21 protein-coding genes are annotated in these 21,480 nt (G+C 67.5%); all 21 read right to left on the minus strand.

The genetic code is table 11. From position 1 onward, the window contains the following. Positions 1 to 70: 70 nt before the first annotated feature. Positions 71 to 349 carry a 30S ribosomal protein S17 gene (gene rpsQ / locus OHB44_RS30610; RefSeq protein ID WP_030489590.1) on the minus strand — a complete coding sequence of 93 codons (279 nt, stop codon included), beginning with the start codon at positions 347 to 349 and terminating at the stop codon, positions 71 to 73. Then, positions 346 to 582, minus strand: a complete 237-nt coding sequence (gene rpmC, locus OHB44_RS30615) for a 50S ribosomal protein L29 (protein WP_007465283.1) — start codon at positions 580 to 582, stop codon at positions 346 to 348. Before rpmC ends, rpsQ begins: the two co-directional genes overlap by 4 nt. After that, positions 582 to 1,007, minus strand: a complete 426-nt coding sequence (gene rplP, locus OHB44_RS30620) for a 50S ribosomal protein L16 (protein WP_053653940.1) — start codon at positions 1,005 to 1,007, stop codon at positions 582 to 584. Before rplP ends, rpmC begins: the two co-directional genes overlap by 1 nt. A gap of 3 nt (positions 1,008 to 1,010) precedes the next feature. Continuing rightward, positions 1,011 to 1,880 (minus strand): 30S ribosomal protein S3, encoded by an 870-nt coding sequence (gene rpsC, locus OHB44_RS30625; protein ID WP_091402401.1) that lies wholly within the window; start codon positions 1,878 to 1,880, stop codon positions 1,011 to 1,013. After that, the gene (gene rplV / locus OHB44_RS30630) at positions 1,880 to 2,338 is read right to left on the minus strand and encodes a 50S ribosomal protein L22 (RefSeq protein WP_007465297.1); all 459 of its coding nucleotides are present in this window, start codon (positions 2,336 to 2,338) and stop codon (positions 1,880 to 1,882) included. The genes rpsC and rplV overlap by 1 nt, the downstream gene beginning before the upstream one ends. Positions 2,339 to 2,379: 41 nt before the next feature. After that, positions 2,380 to 2,661 carry a 30S ribosomal protein S19 gene (rpsS, locus tag OHB44_RS30635; RefSeq protein WP_007465299.1) on the minus strand — a complete coding sequence of 94 codons (282 nt, stop codon included), beginning with the start codon at positions 2,659 to 2,661 and terminating at the stop codon, positions 2,380 to 2,382. Between the two features lie 12 nt (positions 2,662 to 2,673). After that, complete coding sequence (rplB, locus tag OHB44_RS30640) at positions 2,674 to 3,513, minus strand: 50S ribosomal protein L2 (protein ID WP_053653944.1); 840 nt, start codon at positions 3,511 to 3,513, stop codon at positions 2,674 to 2,676. 12 nt (positions 3,514 to 3,525) lie between these two features. Continuing rightward, positions 3,526 to 3,828, minus strand: a complete 303-nt coding sequence (gene rplW, locus OHB44_RS30645; RefSeq protein ID WP_007465304.1) for a 50S ribosomal protein L23 — start codon at positions 3,826 to 3,828, stop codon at positions 3,526 to 3,528. Beyond that, positions 3,825 to 4,475, minus strand: coding sequence for a 50S ribosomal protein L4 (gene rplD / locus OHB44_RS30650; protein WP_030489587.1), 651 nt, complete (start codon positions 4,473 to 4,475; stop codon positions 3,825 to 3,827). Before rplD ends, rplW begins: the two co-directional genes overlap by 4 nt. Beyond that, on the minus strand, positions 4,472 to 5,137 hold the full coding sequence (gene rplC, locus OHB44_RS30655; RefSeq protein WP_091402403.1) for a 50S ribosomal protein L3: 666 nt from the start codon (positions 5,135 to 5,137) through the stop codon (positions 4,472 to 4,474). Before rplC ends, rplD begins: the two co-directional genes overlap by 4 nt. An 11-nt stretch (positions 5,138 to 5,148) precedes the next feature. Further along, positions 5,149 to 5,457, minus strand: coding sequence for a 30S ribosomal protein S10 (rpsJ, locus tag OHB44_RS30660; RefSeq protein WP_007073037.1), 309 nt, complete (start codon positions 5,455 to 5,457; stop codon positions 5,149 to 5,151). A gap of 350 nt (positions 5,458 to 5,807) precedes the next feature. Further along, the gene (gene tuf / locus OHB44_RS30665; protein ID WP_030489585.1) at positions 5,808 to 7,001 is read right to left on the minus strand and encodes an elongation factor Tu; all 1,194 of its coding nucleotides are present in this window, start codon (positions 6,999 to 7,001) and stop codon (positions 5,808 to 5,810) included. Between the two features lie 212 nt (positions 7,002 to 7,213). Further along, a complete protein-coding gene (gene fusA, locus OHB44_RS30670; protein ID WP_266304404.1) occupies positions 7,214 to 9,310 on the minus strand; it encodes an elongation factor G in 2,097 nt (698 codons plus the stop codon). Between the two features lie 74 nt (positions 9,311 to 9,384). After that, positions 9,385 to 9,855, minus strand: a complete 471-nt coding sequence (rpsG, locus tag OHB44_RS30675; RefSeq protein ID WP_007465317.1) for a 30S ribosomal protein S7 — start codon at positions 9,853 to 9,855, stop codon at positions 9,385 to 9,387. Position 9,856: 1 nt separating this feature from the next. Continuing rightward, positions 9,857 to 10,231, minus strand: coding sequence for a 30S ribosomal protein S12 (rpsL, locus tag OHB44_RS30680; RefSeq protein WP_007465318.1), 375 nt, complete (start codon positions 10,229 to 10,231; stop codon positions 9,857 to 9,859). A 508-nt stretch (positions 10,232 to 10,739) separates the two neighbouring features. Next, a complete protein-coding gene (locus OHB44_RS30685; RefSeq protein ID WP_238687835.1) occupies positions 10,740 to 11,120 on the minus strand; it encodes a hypothetical protein in 381 nt (126 codons plus the stop codon). 679 nt (positions 11,121 to 11,799) lie between these two features. Further along, positions 11,800 to 12,168, minus strand: coding sequence for a hypothetical protein (locus tag OHB44_RS30690; protein WP_238687836.1), 369 nt, complete (start codon positions 12,166 to 12,168; stop codon positions 11,800 to 11,802). 94 nt (positions 12,169 to 12,262) lie between these two features. Further along, on the minus strand, positions 12,263 to 16,150 hold the full coding sequence (locus OHB44_RS30695) for a DNA-directed RNA polymerase subunit beta' (protein ID WP_091402411.1): 3,888 nt from the start codon (positions 16,148 to 16,150) through the stop codon (positions 12,263 to 12,265). Positions 16,151 to 16,230: 80 nt separating this feature from the next. Further along, positions 16,231 to 19,662 (minus strand): DNA-directed RNA polymerase subunit beta, encoded by a 3,432-nt coding sequence (gene rpoB, locus OHB44_RS30700; RefSeq protein WP_238660443.1) that lies wholly within the window; start codon positions 19,660 to 19,662, stop codon positions 16,231 to 16,233. A gap of 569 nt (positions 19,663 to 20,231) precedes the next feature. Further along, positions 20,232 to 20,618, minus strand: coding sequence for a 50S ribosomal protein L7/L12 (gene rplL, locus OHB44_RS30705; protein ID WP_030489578.1), 387 nt, complete (start codon positions 20,616 to 20,618; stop codon positions 20,232 to 20,234). 54 nt (positions 20,619 to 20,672) lie between these two features. Continuing rightward, on the minus strand, positions 20,673 to 21,218 hold the full coding sequence (rplJ, locus tag OHB44_RS30710) for a 50S ribosomal protein L10 (protein WP_112584808.1): 546 nt from the start codon (positions 21,216 to 21,218) through the stop codon (positions 20,673 to 20,675). Positions 21,219 to 21,480 lie beyond the last annotated feature (262 nt).

The following is a 21,480-nucleotide window of genomic DNA, read 5'->3' on the forward strand; positions in this document are numbered from 1 at the left end:
CGGCCGCCGTAGCGGCCGGAGCCTGGCGGAACCTACGCCCGACGCAACGCCGGGCGAGCTCGAGCCTTCGCTACTTGGCCTTTTCCAGGATCTCCACGATCCGCCAACGCTTGGTGGCGCTCAGCGGCCGGGTCTCCATGATGAGAACCCGGTCACCGGTGCCAGCGGCGTTCTGCTCGTCGTGCACCTTCAGCTTGGCCGTACGGCGCATGATCTTGCCGTACAACGCGTGCCGAACCCGGTCCTCGACCTCGACAACGACGGTCTTGTCCATCTTGTCGCTGATCACCAGGCCCTCGCGGACCTTGCGGCGCGACCGCGCGGCGGCGGTGGCGGTCTCTTCGGTCATGATGCAGTCACCTCAGTCGGCGCGGCCGAGAGCCCCAGCTCGCGCTCACGCATGATCGTGTAGATCCGGGCGATCTCCCGACGGATGACCTGCAGCCGCCGGTTGTTGTCGAGCTGCCCGGTTGCGGCCTGCACGCGGAGGTTGAACAGCTCCGCCTTGGCCTCCCGCAGCTTCGTGACCAGCTCCTCTTCGGAGAGCTCACGCAGCTCGGTCGCCTTAACGCCCGCTGCCATCAGGATTCACCCACTTCGCGCGTAACAATGCGGCACTTCATCGGGAGCTTGTGGATCGCGCGACGCATGGCCTCTCGCGCGGTCTGCTCGTTGGGGAAGGACATCTCGAAGAGAACCCGCCCCGGCTTGACGTTGGCGACCCACCACTCGGGCGAACCCTTACCGGAACCCATCCGGGTCTCGGCAGGCTTCTTGGTGAGGGCCTGGTCCGGGAAGATCGTGATCCAGACCTTGCCACCACGCTTGATGTGGCGAGTCATCGCGATACGTGCCGACTCGATCTGCCGGTTCGTCACGTACGCCGGCTCGAGAGCCTGGATCCCGAACTCGCCGAACACCACCCGGTTACCACCCTTGGACGCGCCACTGCGGTCCGGGTGGTGCGGCTTGCGGAAGCCCTTCGGGGGCTTGCGCGGCATCAGCATCTGTCAGCCCTCCTGCTGCGTTTCTGCCGGAGCAGCAGTGGCGGCGACAGCTGCGCTGTCGACCGGCTCGCCGCTCGGCGTCTCGGCCTGCTGCGCGATGGTGGTCGCAGCAGCCCGACCGGCCTCGGTGCCACCAGCCGTGGTGCCGGACGAACCCGACCGGCCACGGCGCGGACGCTCGGGACGGTCGCCGCGCTCACCACGACGCGGGCGGGACGGACCGGCCTCGGCCGGAGCTTCCCGGCCCGGGACGGCGTCGCCCTTGTAGATCCAGACCTTCACACCGATCCGACCGAACGTGGTACGGGCCTCGAAGAAGCCGTACTCGATGTTGGCCCGCAGCGTGTGCAGCGGAACCCGGCCCTCACGGTAGAACTCGGTCCGGCTCATCTCGGCGCCGCCGAGGCGACCCGAGACCTGAACCCGGATGCCCTTGCAGACCGGGTTCTTCATCGCCGACTGCATGGCCTTGCGCATCGCCCGACGGAAGCTGACCCGGCTGGACAGCTGCTCGGCCACGCCCTGCGCGACCAGCTGAGCGTCCGACTCGGGGTTCTTCACCTCGATGATGTTCAGCTGAACCTGCTTGCCGGTGAGCTTCTCAAGCTCGCCGCGGATCCGGTCGGCCTCCGCACCCTTACGGCCGATGACGATGCCCGGCCGGGCGGTGTGGATGTCGACCCGGACCCGGTCGCGGGTGCGCTCGATGTCGACCTTGGAAATCCCGGCACGCTCGAGGCCCTTGGACATCATGCGGCGGATCTTGACATCCTCGCCGATGTAGTCCTTGTAGAGCTTGTCCGCGAACCAGCGGGACTTCCAGTCGGTCGAGATGCCGAGCCGGAACCCAGTGGGGTGAACCTTCTGACCCATTACTCGGCGTCCTCCGTCTTGCTCTGCGCTTCGGCCGGTGCGGCCTCCGTGGCCGGGGCGGCCTTCTTCGCCGCGGCCTTCCTCGGCGCTGCCGGCGCGACCGCTTCGACCGCCACAGTGATGTGGCAGGTGCGCTTGCGGATTCGGTACGCCCGACCCTGCGCCCGCGGCTGGAACCGCTTCATCGTCGGGCCCTCGTCCACGAAGGCCTCGCTGACGAGCAGCGCGTCGGGGTCCAGCCGCTCGTTGTTCTCCGCGTTGGCGATCGCGCTAGCGAGCACCTTGTACACCTGCTCGCTCGCAGCCTGCGGCGCGAACTGCAGCACCGTGAGCGCCTCCTTCGCGGGCAGGCCGCGGACGAGGTTGACCACCCGGCGCGCCTTCATCGGCGAGATGCGCACGTGCCGCGCAACCGCCCGCGCGCCCGGAAGCACCGGAGCGTCGCCCTTTCCTGGCATCGCTGTAACCCCTTGTTCCCTCTATCCGTATGCCCGCGGCGTCAGCGCCGACGGCTCTTCCGGTCGTCCTTCTCGTGACCCTTGAAAGTGCGGGTCAGCGCGAACTCGCCGAGCTTGTGCCCGACCATCGCCTCGGTCACGAACACCGGGACGTGCTTGCGTCCGTCATGCACGGCGATCGTGTGCCCCAGCATCTCGGGGATGATCGTCGAGCGCCGCGACCAGGTCTTGATCACGTTCTTGGAGCCTTTGTCGTTCTGAACTTCCACCTTCTTGAGCAGGTGGTCGTCTACGAACGGGCCCTTCTTCAGGCTGCGAGGCATGTCTTATCTCCCTCAGCCGCGCTTACGCGTGGCGTAGCGGCGGCGGACGATCAGCCGGTCACTCGGCTGGCCCTTACGGCGGGTGCGGCCCTCGGGCTTACCCTGCGGGTTGACCGGGTGGCGACCACCGGAGGTCTTACCCTCACCACCACCGTGCGGGTGGTCGACCGGATTCATGGCGACACCACGGACGGTCGGGCGCTTGCCCTTCCACCGCATCCGGCCGGCCTTGCCCCAGTTGATGTTCGACTGATCGGCGTTGCCGATCTCGCCGACGCTGGCGCGGCAGCGAACGTCCACCCGCCGGATCTCGCCGGACGGCATACGCAGGGTCGCGTACGCGCCCTCGCGGCCGAGCAGCTGGATGCCGACGCCGGCGGAACGGGCCAGCTTGGCCCCGCCACCCGGACGCAGCTCCACGTTGTGGATCGTGGTACCGACCGGGATGTTGCGCAGCGGCAGGTTGTTACCCGGCTTGATGTCGGCGCCCGGGCCGGACTCGACGCGGTCGCCCTGCTTCATGTCCTTCGGCGCGAGGATGTACCGCTTCTCGCCGTCGGCGTAGTGCAGCAGCGCGATGCGCGCCGTGCGGTTCGGGTCGTACTCGATGTGAGCGACCTTCGCCGGCACGCCGTCCTTGTCGACCCGCTTGAAGTCGATCAGACGGTACTGACGCTTGTGACCGCCACCGTGGTGCCGCGTGGTGATCCGGCCGTGGGCGTTACGCCCGCCCTTCTTCGGCAACGGAGCCAGCAGCGACTTTTCCGGCGTGGACCGGGTGATCTCGGCGAAGTCAGCGACACTCGAGCCACGTCGGCCCGGCGTCGTCGGCTTGTACTTACGGATAGCCATTGTCTACACCCCTCAGCTGACCGGGCCGCCGAAGGCCTCGATGCGGTCACCGTCAGCCAGCTTCACGATCGCCCGCTTGGTCGCCTTGCGCTGACCGAAACCGGTCTTGGTGCGCTTGCGCTTACCCTGGCGGTTGAGCGTGTTGACCGTCAGGACGCGGACGTTGAAGATCTGCTGGATAGCGATCTTGATCTCGGTCTTGTTCGCGTCCGGGTGCACCAGGAAGGTGTACCAGTTCCGGTTCAGCTCGCTGTAGCTCTTCTCCGAGACGACCGGCGCCACGATGATGTCGCGCGGGTCGGCGATCGTGCTCACTTGCCACCCTCCTCGGTGGTCTCGGCGGGCACGCCCAGGAACTCGTCCAGGGCGTCCTTGGTGAAGACCACGTCGTCGGCCACGAGCACGTCGTACGTGTTCAGCTGGCCGGACTCGATCAGGTGCACGCGCGGCTCGTTGCGCAGCGACACCCAGTTCAGCTCGTCGGTGCTGCTCAGCACGACCAGGACCCGACGGGCCTCGGTGAGCTTGGTCAGCGTGGCCAGGGCCGCCTTGGTAGACGGCTTCTCGCCCGAGACGAACGCCTCGACGACGTGCACCTGCCCGGCGCGGGCCCGGTCGGAGAGGGCACCCCGCAGAGCGGCGGCCTTCATCTTCTTCGGGGTCCGCTGGCTGTAGTCGCGCGGCACGGGACCGTGCACGACGCCACCGCCGGCGAACTGCGGCGCGCGGATCGAGCCCTGCCGGGCGCGACCGGTGCCCTTCTGCTTGTACGGCTTCTTGCCGCCACCGGCGACCTCGCCGCGGGTCTTGGCCTTGTGCGTGCCCTGTCGGGCCGCCGCGAGCTGGGCCACCACGACCTGGTGCATCAGCGCGACGTTGGCCTGCACGTCGAAGATGTCCTCCGGCAGCTCCACGGAGCCGCTGGTGGTGCCTTCGACGGTGCGCACGTCAACGGTGGTCACTTGGCCGCACCGCCCTTCTTCACCTTGCTCTTGGCCGCGGTACGGACCAGAACGAGCGCGCCCTTGGGACCAGGAATGGCACCCCGGACGAGCAGCAGGTTGTTCTCGGTGTCGACCGCCTGGACGGTGAGGTTCTGCACGGTGTACCGAACGCCACCCATACGGCCGGCCATCCGGGTGCCCTTGAAGACACGACCCGGAGTGGCGCAGGCGCCGATGGAGCCGGGCGAGCGGTGCTTGCGCTCGACGCCGTGGCCGGCGCCCAGGCCGTGGAAGCCGTGCCGCTTCATCGGGCCGGCGTAGCCCTTGCCCTTGGTCTTGCCGGTGACGTCGATGGTGACGCCGGCCGGGAACTCCTCGACAGTGACTTCCTGGCCGAGCGAGTATTCCCCAGCGTCAGTGGTGCGCAGCTCGACGATGTGCCGGCGCGGCGCCACGTCCGCCTTGGCGTAGTGCCCGCTGATCGGCTTCTTGACCTTGCGCGGGTCGATGGTGCCGTACGCGAGCTGGACCGCGGAGTAACCGTCCTTCTCGGCGCTACGAACCTGGCTGATGACGCACGGGCCGGCCTCGACCACGGTCACGGGAACAACACGGTTGTTCTCCCAGACCTGGGTCATGCCGAGCTTGGCGCCCAGGATCCCCTTGACTTGCCTGTCCATTTGTCCGGTCCCTACAGCTTGATCTCGATGTCGACGCCAGCCGGCAGGTCGAGGCGCATGAGCGAGTCGACCGTCTTCGGGGTCGGGTCGATGATGTCGATCAGCCGCTTGTGCGTGCGCATCTCGAAGTGCTCGCGCGAGTCCTTGTACTTGTGCGGCGAGCGGATAACGCAGAAACGGTTGATCTCCGTGGGCAGCGGCACCGGGCCCGCGACCTGCGCCCCGGTGCGCGTCACCGTCTCGACGATCTTCCGAGCCGAGGAGTCGACGACCTCGTGGTCATAGGCCTTGAGCCGGATGCGGATCTTCTGTCCCGCCATGGTGGCTTCTGTTCCTTCTCTCGATGCCGCTGTGTTGCGGGCGCCTGTACCGGCTGGCACAGGCCCACTTCGCCGACCCCCGCGGTCGGGCGTGTCGCGCCCTCGGGCCGAGCTCCGCCCCTAGGTACCGGAGTGGTGCCGACCGCACGGGGGGTCAAGGCGCCGATCGCATTACCGCGACCTGAACGCCGTGCGAGGGTGGTTGGCGACTGGGCCGCCAACCACCCTACGCTCGACTGCCTCGCCACCCGGAGGTTCAGCGAAAGCCGAACACAGGCGACGAACTGTCGTTACGCAACCTGACTAGTATGCCGCACGACCGGCGGCGGGTCTAATCGGGGTTACCTAGTTCACTTGTTAATCTTGGTGACGAACCCGGCGCCGACGGTGCGGCCACCCTCGCGGATCGCGAACTTGAGGTTCTCCTCCATGGCGATGGGCTGGATCAGCTTCACCGACATGGACGTGTTGTCACCCGGCATGACCATCTCGGTGCCCTCGGGGAGGGTGACGACACCGGTGACGTCAGTGGTCCGGAAGTAGAACTGCGGGCGGTAGTTCTGGAAGAACGGGGTGTGACGGCCACCCTCCTCCTTGGAGAGGATGTAGACCGTCGCCTCGAACTCCGTGTGCGGGGTGTTCGAGCCCGGCTTCACGACGACCATGCCGCGCTCGACCTCGTCGCGCTTGGTACCACGCAGCAGCAGACCGACGTTCTCGCCTGCGCGGGCGTCGTCCAGGGTCTTCCGGAACATCTCGATCGCGGTGACCTTGGTCTTGAAGCTCTTCTCCTTGATACCGACGAGCTCGACATCCTCGTTCGGCAGGAGAACGCCGCGCTCCACGCGACCGGTGACGACGGTGCCACGACCGGTGATCGTGAAGACGTCCTCAACCGGCATCAGGAACGGCTTGTCAACCTCGCGCTCCGGCTGCGGGATCGAGGTGTCGACAGCGGTCATCAGGTCCAGCAGCTTGCCGGTCCACTCGGGGTCACCCTCGAGGGCCTTCAGCGCCGAAACCCGAACGACCGGCAGGTCGTCACCCGGGTACTCCTGCGAGGAGAGCAGCTCACGGACCTCGAGCTCGACGAGCTCCAGGAGCTCCTCGTCATCGACCATGTCGCTCTTGTTGAGCGCCACGACGATGTACGGCACACCGACCTGACGGGCCAGCAGCACGTGCTCGCGGGTCTGCGGCATCGGGCCGTCGGTCGCCGCGACCACCAGGATCGCGCCGTCCATCTGCGCGGCACCGGTGATCATGTTCTTGATGTAGTCGGCGTGCCCAGGGCAGTCGACGTGCGCGTAGTGCCGCGACTCGGTCTGGTACTCGACGTGCGCGATCGAGATCGTGATGCCGCGGGCCTTCTCCTCCGGCGCCTTGTCGATCTCGTCGAACGGCGTGTAGGGGTTCAGGTCCGGGTACTGGTCGTGCAGGACCTTGGTGATGGCCGCCGTCAGCGTCGTCTTACCGTGGTCGATGTGACCAATGGTGCCGATGTTGACGTGCGGCTTAGTCCGCTCGAACTTAGCCTTCGCCACTGGTGTCCTCCTGTGGACTTCTTGGTTCGTACGCCCGGCGCGCCGGTCGGCGCTTAGGACTCTGTCGACAGCCTTTCCGGCCTGACGGCCGGAGAGCCTTTGTGGGTTCTGCGGCGATGAAGCCTACAGGCCCGGTCTCACGCGATCCGATCGTGGTGGCCGCGGGCGGGTGAACCCTCCCGCGACCAACCACGAATCACCAGCTCAGAGCGCTACTCGCCCGTTGCCTTGGCGATGATCTCCTTCGCGACGCTCTGCGGAACCTCGGCGTAGGAGTCGAACTGCATGCTGTAGCTAGCCCGGCCCTGGGTCTTCGACCGCAGGTCGCCGACGTAGCCGAACATCTCCGACAACGGCACCAGGGCCCGGACGATGCGGGCGCCGCTGCGCTCCTCCATCGCCTGGATGATGCCACGGCGGGAGTTGAGGTCACCGATGACGTCACCCATGTTCTCCTCAGGAGTGGTGACTTCAACGGCCATCATCGGCTCGAGCAGTGCCGGATCGGCCTTGCGGGCCGCGTCCTTCATCACCATCGAGCCGGCGATCTTGAATGCCATTTCCGACGAGTCGACCTCGTGGTACTGGCCGTCCAGCAGGGTCAGCTTCACGCCGACCAGCGGGAAGCCCGCCAGGATGCCGTACTGCAGCGCGTCCTGCGCACCGGCGTCCACCGAGGGGATGAACTCCCGGGGGATGCGGCCGCCGCTGACGGCGTTCGCGAACTCGTAGGTCGGCGAGTCGTTGTCCAGCGGAAGCGGCTCGACGCTCACGATCACGCGGGCGTACTGGCCGGAACCACCGGTCTGCTTCTTGTGGGTGTACTCGACCTTGTCCACCTTGCGGCGGATGGTCTCGCGGTACGCCACCTGCGGCTTGCCGACGTTCGCCTCGACGTTGAACTCGCGGCGCATCCGGTCGACCAGGATATCCAGGTGCAGCTCACCCATGCCGGAGATGACCGTCTGACCGGTCTCCTCGTCCAGCTGGACGCGGAAGGTCGGGTCCTCCTCGGCCAGGCGCTGGATGGCAGTGCCCAGCTTCTCCTGGTCGGACTTGGTCTTCGGCTCGATCGCCACCGAGATGACCGGCTCCGGGAAGGTCATGGACTCCAGGATGACCGGGTTCGCCGGGTCGGAGAGAGTGTCGCCGGTGGTGGTCTGCTTGAGACCCTGCACGGCGATGATGTCGCCGGCCTGCGCCGACGGACGCTCTTCCCGCTTGTTGGCGTGCATCTGGTAGATCTTGCCGATCCGCTCCTTGCGGTCCTTGGTGGAGTTGACCACCTGGGAACCGGAATCGAGCGTGCCGGAGTAGACCCGCACGTAGGTGAGCTTGCCCAGGTGCTTGTCCGTCTGGATCTTGAAAGCCAGGCCGGAGAAGGGCTCCGTGTTGGACGGCTTACGCAGCAGCGGGGTCTCGCCGTCGGTGGCCGTACCCTCGATCGCCGGAACGTCCAGCGGCGACGGCAGGAAGTCGACCACGGCGTCGAGCATGGGCTGAACGCCCTTGTTCTTGAACGCCGAGCCGCAGAGCACCGGGTTGGCCTTGCCGGCGATGGTGGCACGCCGGATGGCGGCCTTGATCTCCGCGTCGGGGATCTCCTCGCCCTCCAGGTACTTCTCCATCACCGCGTCGTCGACGTCGGCGAGGGTCTCCATCAGCTTCTCGCGCCACTCGGCCGCGGAGTCGGCCAGCTCGGCCGGGATCTCCTCAACCGCGTAGTCCTCACCCTTCTGGGTCTCCCCGCGCCAGGTGAGCGCGCGCATGCCGATCAGGTCGACGACACCGATGTGGTCACCCTCGAGCCCGATCGGGATCTGGAGCACCAGCGGGGTGGCGTTCAACCGGTCGATCATCATCTGCACGCAGCGGAAGAAGTCGGCGCCGGTCCGGTCGAGCTTGTTGACGAAGCACATACGCGGGACGTTGTACTTGTCGGCCTGCCGCCAGACGTTCTCCGTCTGCGGTTCCACGCCGGCGACACCGTCGTAAACCGCTACCGCACCATCCAGGACCCGCAGCGACCGCTCGACCTCGACCGTGAAGTCGACGTGGCCAGGCGTGTCGATGATCTGGATCGTGTGGTCTTTCCACTCACACTTGGTAGCAGCGGAGGTGATGGTGATACCACGCTCCTGCTCCTGCTCCATCCAGTCCATGACGGCAGCGCCCTCGTGGACCTCACCGATCTTGTACGTGATGCCGGTGTAGAACAGGATTCGCTCGGTGGTCGTGGTCTTACCGGCATCGATGTGCGCCATGATGCCGATGTTGCGTACCTTGGCGAGCGCGTCTGCGGCGGCCACTTCAATCCCTACTTATCGTCGTCTCGACTCAACTGGTGGCGGTTCCGGCGCCCGGAGGCGCCGGAACCAGGGTGTTACCAGCGGTAGTGCGCGAAGGCCTTGTTCGACTCGGCCATCTTGTGCGTGTCCTCGCGCCGCTTGACGGCGGCACCGAGGCCGTTGCTCGCGTCCAGCAGCTCGTTCATCAGCCGCTCGACCATGGTCTTCTCGCGCCGGGCGCGGGAGTACGTGACCAGCCAGCGCAGGCCCAGGGTGGTCGCCCGGGTCGGGCGGACCTCGACCGGAACCTGGTAGGTGGCGCCACCGACACGACGGCTGCGCACCTCGAGGGTCGGCTTGACGTTGTCCATCGCCCGCTTGAGGGTGACGACCGGGTCGGTGCCGGACTTCTCGCGGCAGCCCTCGAGGGCCGCGTACACGATGGACTCGGCGAGCTGACGCTTGCCGCGGAGCAGGATCTTGTTCACCAGCTGGGTGACCAGCGGCGAGTTGTACACCGGGTCAGCGACCAGTGGCCGCCGCGGAGCGGGTCCCTTACGCGGCATGTCAGCTCTTCTCCTTCTTCGCGCCGTAACGGCTGCGCGCCTGCTTGCGGTTGCGGACACCCTGGGTGTCCAGCGAGCCGCGAACGATCTTGTAACGCACGCCGGGGAGGTCCTTCACCCGACCGCCGCGAACGAGCACGATCGAGTGCTCCTGCAGGTTGTGACCGACGCCGGGGATGTAGGCGGTCACCTCGATCTGGCTGCTGAGCTTCACGCGAGCGACCTTGCGCAGCGCCGAGTTCGGCTTCTTCGGGGTGGTGGTGTACACGCGGGTGCACACGCCGCGCCGCTGAGGGGAACCCTTCAGCGCCGGGGTCTTGGTCTTGGTCGTCTTCGCCTGGCGGCCCTTTCGGACCAGCTGCTGGATCGTGGGCACCGGGTTTCTCCGCTCCCTTCGGCCGCATCCGCGGCCGCGCCGTCTGCTCGTTAGCCGGCCTGATGACCGGCTCTCCTACATTCCGACCAGGGTCGCCTTGCGGAGACCCCGGCACCCGCGGTCGGGCGTGTCGCCCTCGTCACGGCCCCGTTGCGACGCTCTCGCGTTCGTACCGGGTTTTGTCACCGGCGCGCGGGTCGCCCCGCCCCGGATCTTTGGCTTGTCGTGCCGCCGTCCGTAAGCCGGAAACAGCGCACGCACGAGTTGCCCGGGCATGCCCGGGCACAAGGGGAAAGAGTACCTACCACAACCGCCCAGGTCAAAACGGAATGGCCCGGCGACTGTCTCACACCCGCCGGCCGGATCTCGTCCTGCCCCGTCGCCCGCGATGGGCACCTACGAATACAAGTGTACCGGCTTCCCCGTAGAAGCACCCATCGCCCCCGGGGTGACCGGAAGCCTTCCGCGGAAAACCCCCGTCAGGTGCCGGATCTCTCGGTGACGACCCTCACGTCAGCGTGAGAAGCAGGGCAAGACCCAGGCCCAGCAGGCTGAGCAGCGCCCCCGCCGCGCCGCAGCTGATCCCGGCCATCGCCAGCCCGCGGCCGGTGAACTGGACCGCGGATGGCACCGTCGGCCGCCGGATCTGCCGCCGGCCGAGCAGCCCGATGACGACCGCCGCCCCGCCGGCCAGCACACCCAGCGCGGCGAACGCCCCGGAGGCCCAGGCCCCGCCGTCGTTCTTGAAGGCCACTCCGAAGCAGATCACCAGCAGTGAGACCAGGAGTGAGGCGATCCCCGCCACCAGCGCCCCGATGGCCAGCCCGGACGTGACCGGTGGCACGTCCAGGTGCACGACGCCGAACGGCGTACCCGAAACGGCCTCCACCCGCTTCGGCGGCCGGCGCTGGTCGTCGGTGGGCGGCGGTACCGGACGACCCGGCGTGCCACCCCACCCGGGGCCGTGCCCCGGCGGCGGCGGACCCCAGCCGGGCGCCGCCCCGGGCCCGGACGACGGCGGGCCCCAGCCGTACGGCGCAGCCGCCCCAGACGAGGACGGACCCCACCCAGGCGGCGCAGACGACGACGGACCCCACCCAGGCGGCACACTCGGCGCGGACGAGGACGGACCCCAGCCGTACGGCGCTCCCGATCCAGCCGTCGGCGGGCCCCAGCCGGGCGGCACACCCGGCCCGGAGGTGGGCGGGCCCCAGCCCTGCGGCGTCGAGGTCGGTGCGCTGGAGACCGGGTACGGCTGGTCGGAGCCGGGCGTCGCGGTCGTGCCCCAGCCGTTCGGACCCCAACCGGGGGGCGGCGCAGCAGGGGGCGGCGAGCCCGGGATGGACACCGGTGGGTGCGTCTCGCCGCTCGGACCGGGTCGCGCCCAGCCGCTCGGCTCGGATGGCGGAGCCGGCGGGTCCGGCGGGCCGGCCGGTTCGTCCGCAGGGGGCCGCGCCGGTTCCGTCACGAGGTCCTCCTGTCGAAAGGCCGCCACCGCCACACGGCGGACATCGGCCAGGCTACCGCCGCGAGCGCCGCCGCCCGCGCCGGGCGCGGTCACCGGTGGCTCAGTCCATGTTCGCCGGGTAGTCGTGGCCGAACGGGGCACCGGCCAACCGGACCACCCCGATGACCACCGCGGCCACCACACTGACCGCGACCAGCACCAGGCCGGTCCAGGCCATCCACTCCCCGCGTCGCAGCCAGACGGCGCCGGTCAGGAAACCCCCCGAGGCGTACGCCTCCCGACGCGCCTGCCGGGCCAGTTGCAGCGCCACGGTGGCCGGCACCACGCCACCGATGAACAGCCCGGTCAACATGCCGAGCAGGCCCAGCGCGAAGACCGCCCGCGCCTTCGTGGCGCGGGCCGGGTCCGGGTCCAGCGGGTGGCGCACGCCCTGCTGGGCGACGGACACCTGCCCGGGTGCGGTCGTCATCCCCCCATCATGCCGAACCAGGCCCAGGGGTGGGTGGGCACGGACACGACGAGGCCCCCGGCTTTCACCGGGGGCCTCGTCGTGTGACTGGTGCTTAGCGGTACGACCCGAAGTCGAAGTCGTCCAGCGGCACGGCCTGCCCACTGGCCGGCCCGAACCCGTAGTCGGTCTCCGGGTAACCGGTCATCGAGTAGACCTTGGCCTTGGCCTCCTCGGTCGGCTCGACCCGGACGTTGCGGTACTTGCTGATGCCGGTACCGGCCGGGATGAGCTTTCCGATGATCACGTTCTCCTTGAGGCCGACCAGCGAGTCGCTGCGCGAGTTGATCGCAGCGTCGGTCAGCACCCGGGTGGTCTCCTGGAAGGAGGCCGCCGAGAGCCAGGAGTCGGTGGCCAGCGAGGCCTTGGTGATACCCATCAGCACCGGACGACCGGCGGCGGGCTCGCCGCCCTCCGAGACGAGCCGGCGGTTCTCCGACTCGAACAGCGCCCGGTCGACGAGCACACCCGGCAGGAACTCGGTCGAGCCGGAGTCGATGACCGTCACCCGCTTGAGCATCTGGCGGATGATGATCTCGATGTGCTTGTCGTGGATGAGCACACCCTGCGAGCGGTAGACCTCCTGGACCTCACTGGTCAGGTGGACCTGGACCGCCCGCGGACCCATGATCCGCAGCAACTCGTGCGGGTCGATGGTGCCCTCGGTCAGCTTCTCGCCGACCGCGACGTGACCGCCGTCGTGGGTACGGAGCTTGACGCGCTTGGAGATCTTGTCGTAGACGATCTCTTCGCTGCCGTCGTCCGGCACCACGATGATCTTGCGCGAGCGCTCGCCATCCTCGATCCGGATCCGACCGGGGGTGTCGGCGATGGGCGCCTTACCCTTCGGGACCCGAGCCTCGAAGATTTCCTGAACACGCGGCAGACCCTGGGTGATGTCCTCACCCGCGACACCACCGGTGTGGAAGGTACGCATCGTCAGCTGCGTACCGGGCTCACCGATGGACTGGGCGGCGATGATGCCGACCGCCTCGCCGATGTCGACCGACTTACCGGTCGGCAGCGACCGGCCGTAGCAGGCCGCGCAGACGCCCAGCTTCGACTCGCAGGTGAGCACGCTGCGCACCCGGACCGTCTCCACACCAGCGGCGACGATCTTGTCGACCCCGATGGAGTTGATGTCCTGACCGCGCTCGGCCACCACGGTGCCGTCCGGCCCCTTGATGTCGTCGGCGAGGGTCCGGGCGTGCACGCTGGTCTCGGCGTGGGTGTGGACGACGAGCTTGCCGTCCAGCTTCTCGCCGATCTGCATCGGGATCGCCCGGTCGGTGCCGCAGTCCTCTTCGCGGATGATGACGTCCTGCGAGACGTCCACCAGACGACGGGTCAGGTAACCCGAGTCGGCGGTCCGCAGCGCGGTGTCGGCGAGACCCTTACGGGCACCGTGCGTGGAGATGAAGTACTCCAGCACGGACAGACCCTCCCGGTAGCTGGCCTTGATCGGCCGCGGGATGATCTCACCCTTGGGGTTGGCCACCAGACCACGGATCGCCGCGATCTGCCGGAGCTGGAGCAGGTTACCGCGAGCACCCGAGTTGATCATCTTCCACAGCGGGTTCTCCTGCGGCAGCGCGGTGTCCATCTCCTTGGCGACCTCGTTGGTCGCCTTGGTCCAGATCTCGATGAGCTCGCCGCGACGCTCCTCGGCGGTCATCAGACCACGCTGGTACTGCTTGTCGATCTGGTCGGCGTCCTTCTCGTACTTCGCCAGGATCTCCGCCTTGCGCGGCGGAGCGATGACGTCCTCCATGCCGATCGTCACGCCGGACCAGGTGGCCCAGTGGAAACCGGCCTCCTTGAGCCCGTCCAGGGTGGCGGCCAGCGCCACCTTGGGGAAGCGCTCGGCGAGGTCGTTGACGATCGCGGAGAGCTGACCCTTGCGGATCTCGTAGTTCACGAAGCGGTAGCCCTGCGGCAGCGTCTCGTTGAACAGCACCCGACCCAGGGTGGTCTCCACGGTCAGCGGGTCACCCTCGACCCAGCCCTCCGGGGCGCTCCACGCCTCGGAGCCGTTGCCGTTGTCGACACCGACCACGCCACGCAGGCGGATCTTCACCGGCGCCTGCAGGTGCAGCTCGCCGTTGTCGAAGGCCATCCGCGCCTCGGCGTCCGAGCTGAACGCCCGGCCCTCGCCCTTCTCACCGGCGGTGAGGTGGGTGAGGTGGTACAGACCGATGACCATGTCCTGGGTAGGCATGGTGACCGGCTTACCGTCGGCCGGCTTGAGGATGTTGTTCGACGACAGCATCAGGATCCGCGCCTCGGCCTGAGCCTCGGCGGACAGCGGCACGTGCACCGCCATCTGGTCACCGTCGAAGTCGGCGTTGAACGCGGTGCAGACCAGCGGGTGGATCTGGATGGCCTTGCCCTCGACCAGCTGCGGCTCGAAGGCCTGGATGCCCAGGCGGTGCAGGGTCGGCGCCCGGTTGAGCAGCACCGGGTGCTCGCCGATGACCTCTTCCAGCACGTCCCACACGACCGGGCGCTGACGCTCGACCATCCGCTTGGCGGACTTGATGTTCTGTGCGTGGTTCAGATCCACCAGCCGCTTCATCACGAAGGGCTTGAACAGCTCCAGCGCCATCTGCTTGGGCAGACCGCACTGGTGCAGCTTGAGCTTCGGGCCGACCACGATGACCGAACGGCCGGAGTAGTCGACGCGCTTGCCCAGCAGGTTCTGGCGGAACCGGCCCTGCTTGCCCTTGAGCATGTCGGACAGCGACTTGAGCGGGCGGTTACCCGGGCCGGTGACCGGCCGGCCGCGACGGCCGTTGTCGAACAGCGCGTCGACGGCCTCCTGGAGCATCCGCTTCTCGTTGTTGACGATGATCTCGGGCGCGCCGAGGTCGATCAGTCGCTTGAGGCGGTTGTTCCGGTTGATCACGCGGCGGTACAGGTCGTTCAGGTCGGAGGTCGCGAAGCGGCCACCGTCGAGCTGCACCATCGGGCGCAGGTCCGGCGGGATGACCGGGACGCAGTCCAGCACCATGCCGAGCGGCGAGTTGCGGGTGTTCAGGAACGCCGCGACGACCTTGAGCCGCTTGAGCGCCCGGATCTTCCGCTGGCCCTTGCCGGACCGGATGGTCTCCCGCAGGCTCTCGGCCTCGGCGTCGAGGTCCATGTTCTGGACCAGCGCCTTGATCGCCTCGGCGCCCATGGAACCGGTGAAGTACTCACCGAACCGGTCGCGCAGCTCGCGGTAGAGCAGCTCGTCGGTGACCAGCTGCTTCGGCTCCAGCTTGCGGAAGGTGTCCAGCACCTCGTCCAGGCGGTCGATCTCGCGCTGGGCCCGGTCGCGGATCTGGCGCATCTCGCGCTCTCCGCCCTCCTTGACCTTGCGCCGGACGTCCGCCTTGGCACCCTCGGCCTCCAGCTCGGCCAGGTCGGCCTCGAGCTTGGCGGCGCGCTTCTCGATCTCCGAGTCGCGGCTGTTCTCGGACTGCCGCTTTTCGGCCAGGATCTCGTTCTCGATCGTCGAGAGGTCGCGGTGACGCGACTCCGCGTCCACGCTCGTCACGACGTACGAGGCGAAGTAGATGATCTTCTCGAGGTCCTTGGGAGCGAGGTCCAGCAGGTAACCCAGCCGGCTCGGAACGCCCTTGAAGTACCAGATGTGGGTCACCGGAGCGGCGAGCTCGATGTGCCCCATCCGCTCACGGCGGACCTTGGAGCGAGTCACCTCGACGCCGCAGCGCTCACAGATGATGCCCTTGAACCGGACGCGCTTGTACTTACCGCAGTAGCACTCCCAGTCCCGCTGCGGACCGAAGATCTTCTCGCAGAAGAGCCCGTCCTTTTCCGGCTTCAGGGTGCGGTAGTTGATCGTCTCAGGCTTCTTGACCTCGCCGTGCGACCACTGACGGATGTCGTCGGCGGTGGCGAGACCAATGCGCAGCTCGTCGAAGAAGTTGACGTCGAGCACTATGTCCCCTATGTCGTCGTCTGTACTGCTAATTCTCGGGTGGGGTCGGGGGCCGGCGAGCCGGCCCCCGACCGCTCACCTCAGACCTCTTCGACCGAGCTCGGCTCGCGCCGGGACAGGTCGATGCCCAGCTCCTCAGCGGCCCGGAACACCTCGTCGTCGGTCTCGCGCATTTCCAGGGCCACACCGTCGCTGGAGAGAACCTCAACGTTGAGGCACAGCGACTGCAGCTCCTTGAGCAGCACCTTGAACGACTCCGGGATGCCCGGCTCCGGGATGTTCTCGCCCTTGACGATGGCCTCGTAGACCTTCACTCGGCCGAGCACGTCGTCGGACTTGATCGTGAGCAGCTCCTGCAGGGCGTAGGCAGCGCCGTACGCCTGCATCGCCCAGCACTCCATCTCACCGAAACGCTGACCACCGAACTGCGCCTTACCACCCAGCGGCTGCTGCGTGATCATCGAGTACGGGCCGGTCGAACGAGCGTGGATCTTGTCGTCGACCAGGTGGTTGAGCTTCAGGATGTAGACGTAGCCGACAGCGATCGGGTCCGGCAGCGGCTCACCGGAACGACCGTCGAACAGCTGCGCCTTGCCGGTACGACCGATGAGCTGCTTGCCGTCCCGGTTGGGCAGGGTCGACTCGAGCAGACCGGAGATCTCCTCCTCGCGAGCACCATCGAAGACCGGGGTGGCCACGTTGGTGTCGCCCTCGGACTCGTGCGCGTCGATCGAGCGCAGCTGACGCTTCCAGTCGGCGTCGTCACCCTCGACCTTCCAACCGGTCTTGGCGACCCAACCGAGGTGGGTCTCCAGCACCTGGCCGATGTTCATCCGGCTCGGCACACCGAGCGGGTTGAGCACGATGTCGACGGGGGTGCCGTCCTCGAGGAACGGCATGTCCTCGATCGGCAGGATCTTCGAGATGACACCCTTGTTGCCGTGCCGGCCGGCGAGCTTGTCGCCGTCCTGGATCTTGCGCTTCTGGGCGACGTAGACCCGGACCAGCTCGTTGACACCCGGCGGCAACTCGTCGCCGTCCTCGCGGGAGAACGTGCGCACACCGATGACCGTGCCGGTCTCGCCGTGCGGCACCTTCAGCGAGGTGTCCCGAACCTCACGCGCCTTCTCACCGAAGATCGCGCGGAGCAGGCGCTCCTCCGGGGTCAGCTCGGTCTCACCCTTGGGCGTGACCTTGCCGACCAGGATGTCACCGGGGACGACCTCGGCGCCGATCCGGATGATGCCGCGCTCGTCGAGGTCAGCGAGCATTTCCTCGCTGACGTTCGGGATGTCGCGGGTGATCTCCTCCGGACCGAGCTTGGTGTCCCGGGCGTCGACCTCGTGCTCCTCGATGTGGATCGAGGTGAGCACGTCCTGCTGCACGAGGCGCTGCGACAGGATGATCGCGTCCTCGTAGTTGTGGCCCTCCCAGCACATGAACGCCACCAGCAGGTTGCGTCCGAGTGCCATCTCGCCCTCGTCGGTGCACGGACCGTCGGCGATGACCTGACCGGCCTCGACGCGGTCGCCCTCGAAGACGACCGGCTTCTGGTTGACGCAGGAGCCGGCGTTGGAGCGGCGGAACTTGTGCAGCAGGTACGTCCGGCGGTGGCCGTCATCCTGGTGGATGGTGACGTAGTCGGCGCAGAGATCCTCGATCACACCGCCGACCTCGGCGACCACCACGTCGCCAGCGTCGACAGCGGCCCGGTACTCCATGCCCGTACCCACGAGCGGCGCCTCGGCCTTGACCAGCGGCACCGCCTGGCGCTGCATGTTCGCGCCCATCAGTGCCCGGTTGGCGTCGTCGTGCTCGAGGAACGGGATCATGGCGGTCGCGACCGAGGTCATCTGCCGGGGCGAGACGTCCATGTAGTCGACGGCACCGGGGAGGACGTCCTCGGTCTCGCCGCCCTTACGACGGCAGAGCACCCGCTCCTCGGCGAACGTGCCGTCAGCCTTCAGGCGCGCGTTGGCCTGGGCCTTGACGAACCGGTCCTCCTCGTCCGCGGTCAGGTAGTCGATCTGGTCGGTGACCCGACCCTCGACGACCTTCCGGTACGGCGTCTCGATGAAGCCGAACGGGTTGACCCGGGCGAAGGTGGACAGCGCGCCGATCAGGCCGATGTTCGGGCCTTCCGGCGTCTCGATCGGGCACATCCGGCCGTAGTGGGACGGGTGCACGTCGCGGACCTCGAAGCCGGCCCGCTCCCGGGACAGACCACCCGGGCCGAGCGCGCTCAGCCGACGCCGGTGGGTCAGGCCCGCCAGCGGGTTGGTCTGGTCCATGAACTGGGACAGCTGGGACGTCCCGAAGAACTCCTTGATCGCCGCCACCACCGGGCGGATGTTGATCAGGGTCTGCGGGGTGATCGCCTCGACGTCCTGCGTGGTCATCCGCTCGCGAACGACCCGCTCCATCCGGGAAAGGCCGACCCGAACCTGGTTCTGGATCAGCTCGCCCACGGTACGGAGGCGCCGGTTGCCGAAGTGGTCGATGTCGTCGGCCTCGTAGCCGTCCTCACCGGCGTGCAGCCGGCACAGGTACTCCACGGTGGCGACGATGTCGTCCTCGGTCAGCGTGCCGGTGGTGATCGGCACGCCAACTTCCAGCTTCTTGTTGAACTTGTAGCGCCCGACCTTGGCGACGTCGTACCTCTTCGGGTTGAAGAAGAGGTTGTCGAGCAGGGTCTGGGCGTTCTCGCGCGTCGGCGGCTCGCCAGGGCGCAGCTTGCGGTAGATGTCGAGCAGAGCCTCGTCGGCGCCGGCGATGTGGTCCTTCTCGAGCGTGGTCATCATCAGCTCGGACCAGCCGAACTTCTCACGGATCCGCTCGGCCGACCATCCGATGGCCTTGAGCAGGACGGTGACGGCCTGCCGACGCTTGCGGTCGATGCGTACGCCGACCGTGTCGCGCTTATCGATGTCGAACTCCAGCCAGGCACCCCGACTCGGGATGACCTTGACGCTGGAGAGGTCGCGGTCGGAGGTCTTGTCCGGCTGCTTGTCGAAGTACACGCCCGGAGAACGGACGAGCTGGCTGACCACGACGCGCTCGGTGCCGTTGATGACGAAGGTGCCCTTGGGCGTCATCATCGGGAAGTCACCCATGAACACCGTCTGGCTCTTGATCTCGCCAGTGGTGTTGTTGGTGAACTCCGCGGTCACGAAGAGCGGAGCGCAGTAGGTCAGGTCCTTCTCCTTGCACTCCTCGATCGAGGCCTTGACCTCGTCGAAGCGCGGCGCCGAGAAGGAGAGTGACATGGTGCCGGAGAAGTCCTCAATGGGACTGATCTCTTCAAGGATCTCCGCGAGACCCGATCGTGCGTGCGGGTCGTCCGCCGACCGGCCCTGCCAAGCCTCGTTGCCGACGAGCCAGTCGAAGGACTCGTTTTGGATGGCAAGGAGGTTGGGGACCTCGAGGTGTTCGGTGATCCTGCCGAATGAAACTCGGCGGGGAGCGAATGCGCTCGACGTACGACTGGTCTTCGCAGGGCGGGAAGCTGCCAAGATGCGTCCTTCCGAGGACCGGTGCTGCAGAACGGCTGGTACGCGTGCACTCCAATGACCCCACCAGAAATATCCGTAAACGGACATTTCCGAGCAGGGGTCAAGTCGGAAGGCAGCGCAAACTAGCAGTGTAGCCGAGAGGCTAACCGCTGTCCAGCCCACCCCGCAGGTTGTTTGCGGAGCGCGCCTCGGCCCCCGTCAACCGGGGTCTGCCGGGCCGCTCAGAACGCAACTCCCCACTGGGCCGCTCGGGTTACAGCGGCTGATGGTGCCGCCGCTGTCATACCCACGTCGTGGCCGTCGCAAGCGCGGTGTCTTGCTGGTGTCAGCGTGCCTGGCAGCCCCGGGCCGCGTCAAGGGCCGGTATCCGGGTTGTCCCTTGTTTCCCACTGGAGGGCGACCCGCCACGCTCGTTCGGGTCAAGGGTACCCATTGTTGGAGCGCAGCTCAGGACCGGTCGCGGCCAGATCCACAAACACGGCGGGCGGTGATCCGTGTCGGATCACCGCCCGCCGTGACGCGATGGTGTCCCAGCTCACGAGCCGGGTACGCGTTTGTGGAACGTCAGGTCACTTGAGGGTGACCTTGGCGCCTTCACCCTCGAGCTTGGCCTTCGCCTTGTCGGCGGTCTCCTTGTTGACCTTCTCCAGGATGGCCTTCGGCGCGGACTCGACCGCGTCCTTGGCCTCCTTGAGGCCCAGGCCGGTCAGCTCACGCACGACCTTGATGACCTGGATCTTCTTGCCACCGTCAGCCTCGAGGATGACGTCGAACTCGTCCTGCTCCGGCTCGGCCTCGGCCGCGGCGGCGCCGCCGCCGCCACCCTGGGCGATCGCGACCGGAGCGGCAGCGGTGACCTCGAAGGTCGTCTCGAACTGCTTCACGAACTCAGAGAGCTCGATCAGCGTCATCTCCTTGAACGCGTCGAGCAGCTCGTCGGTGCTGAGCTTCGCCATATCTGGCGTCCTTTCCTGATTCTGTTAAGTAAGAACTGGTGCGCCGTGGGGGCCTCAGGCCGCCTCGGCGCCCTCCTTCTCGCGCTTGTCCTGCAGTGCAGCCGCCAGACGGGCGGTCTTCGACAGCGGGGCCTGGAACAGGGCCGCGGCCTTGCTCAGGTTGCCCTTCATCGCGCCGGCCAGCTTGGCCAGCAGCACCTCGCGGGACTCAAGGTCGGCGAGCTTCGTGACCTCGGCCGCGGTGATGGCCTTGCCCTCGAAGACACCGCCCTTGATGACGAGCTTCGGGTTGGCCTTCGCGAAGTCGCGAAGCCCCTTCGCCGCCTCGACGACGTCGCCCGAAACGAAAGTCAGCGCGGTAGGACCGGTGAACAGCTCGTCGAGGCCGGTGATGCCCGCGTCCGTCGCAGCACGCTTGGCCAGCGTGTTCTTCGCGACCGTGTAGCTGGTATCGGCGCCGAGCGAGCGCCGAAGCTGGGTGAGCTGGGAAACCGTCAGACCGCGGTACTCGGTCAGCACGGTGGCGCCCGAACTGCGGAAGCTCTCGGTCAGCTCAGCGACGGCCGTGGCCTTGTCGGCCCGGATCGGCTTGTCCGCCATGTCCCTCCTCTCTCGTTACTCGAGGCTGGTCCCTGTCTCGGCCGAAGCCGGAACGGGGGCGGAGGCGACGCGACAACGAAAAAGCCCCGGCGCAGGGCGCACGGGGCGAGGGCCGGCGGATCGTCATGGTCGGCGGACCATGCTCACTGCCGAGTTACGCTTGCCGCCCTACGCGGGTCGCCCGTCGTCGCGGGACCTTCGACCGTGCCGAAGCACGGTGACCAGCGGTCTTTGGGTGGTTCCTCATCCATGAGAACACGGA

This window comes from Micromonospora sp. NBC_00821 (genome assembly GCF_036347035.1).
Lineage (GTDB): Bacteria > Actinomycetota > Actinomycetes > Mycobacteriales > Micromonosporaceae > Micromonospora > Micromonospora hortensis.

Coding starts and splice junctions, on each gene's coding strand:
- rpmC (WP_007465283.1), bottom strand. CDS start 582: ATGGCAGCGGGCGTTAAGGCGACCGAGCTGCGTGAGCTCTCCGAAGAG.
- rpsQ (WP_030489590.1), bottom strand. CDS start 349: ATGACCGAAGAGACCGCCACCGCCGCCGCGCGGTCGCGCCGCAAGGTC.
- rpsS (WP_007465299.1), bottom strand. CDS start 2,661: ATGCCTCGCAGCCTGAAGAAGGGCCCGTTCGTAGACGACCACCTGCTC.
- rpsG (WP_007465317.1), bottom strand. CDS start 9,855: ATGCCGCGTAAGGGACCCGCTCCGCGGCGGCCACTGGTCGCTGACCCG.
- rplV (WP_007465297.1), bottom strand. CDS start 2,338: ATGCCAGGAAAGGGCGACGCTCCGGTGCTTCCGGGCGCGCGGGCGGTT.
- rplL (WP_030489578.1), bottom strand. CDS start 20,618: ATGGCGAAGCTCAGCACCGACGAGCTGCTCGACGCGTTCAAGGAGATG.
- rpsC (WP_091402401.1), bottom strand. CDS start 1,880: ATGGGTCAGAAGGTTCACCCCACTGGGTTCCGGCTCGGCATCTCGACC.
- OHB44_RS30690 (WP_238687836.1), bottom strand. CDS start 12,168: ATGACGACCGCACCCGGGCAGGTGTCCGTCGCCCAGCAGGGCGTGCGC.
- rplJ (WP_112584808.1), bottom strand. CDS start 21,218: ATGGCGGACAAGCCGATCCGGGCCGACAAGGCCACGGCCGTCGCTGAG.
- rplC (WP_091402403.1), bottom strand. CDS start 5,137: ATGGACAGGCAAGTCAAGGGGATCCTGGGCGCCAAGCTCGGCATGACC.
- rplB (WP_053653944.1), bottom strand. CDS start 3,513: ATGGCTATCCGTAAGTACAAGCCGACGACGCCGGGCCGACGTGGCTCG.
- rplP (WP_053653940.1), bottom strand. CDS start 1,007: ATGCTGATGCCGCGCAAGCCCCCGAAGGGCTTCCGCAAGCCGCACCAC.
- rpsJ (WP_007073037.1), bottom strand. CDS start 5,457: ATGGCGGGACAGAAGATCCGCATCCGGCTCAAGGCCTATGACCACGAG.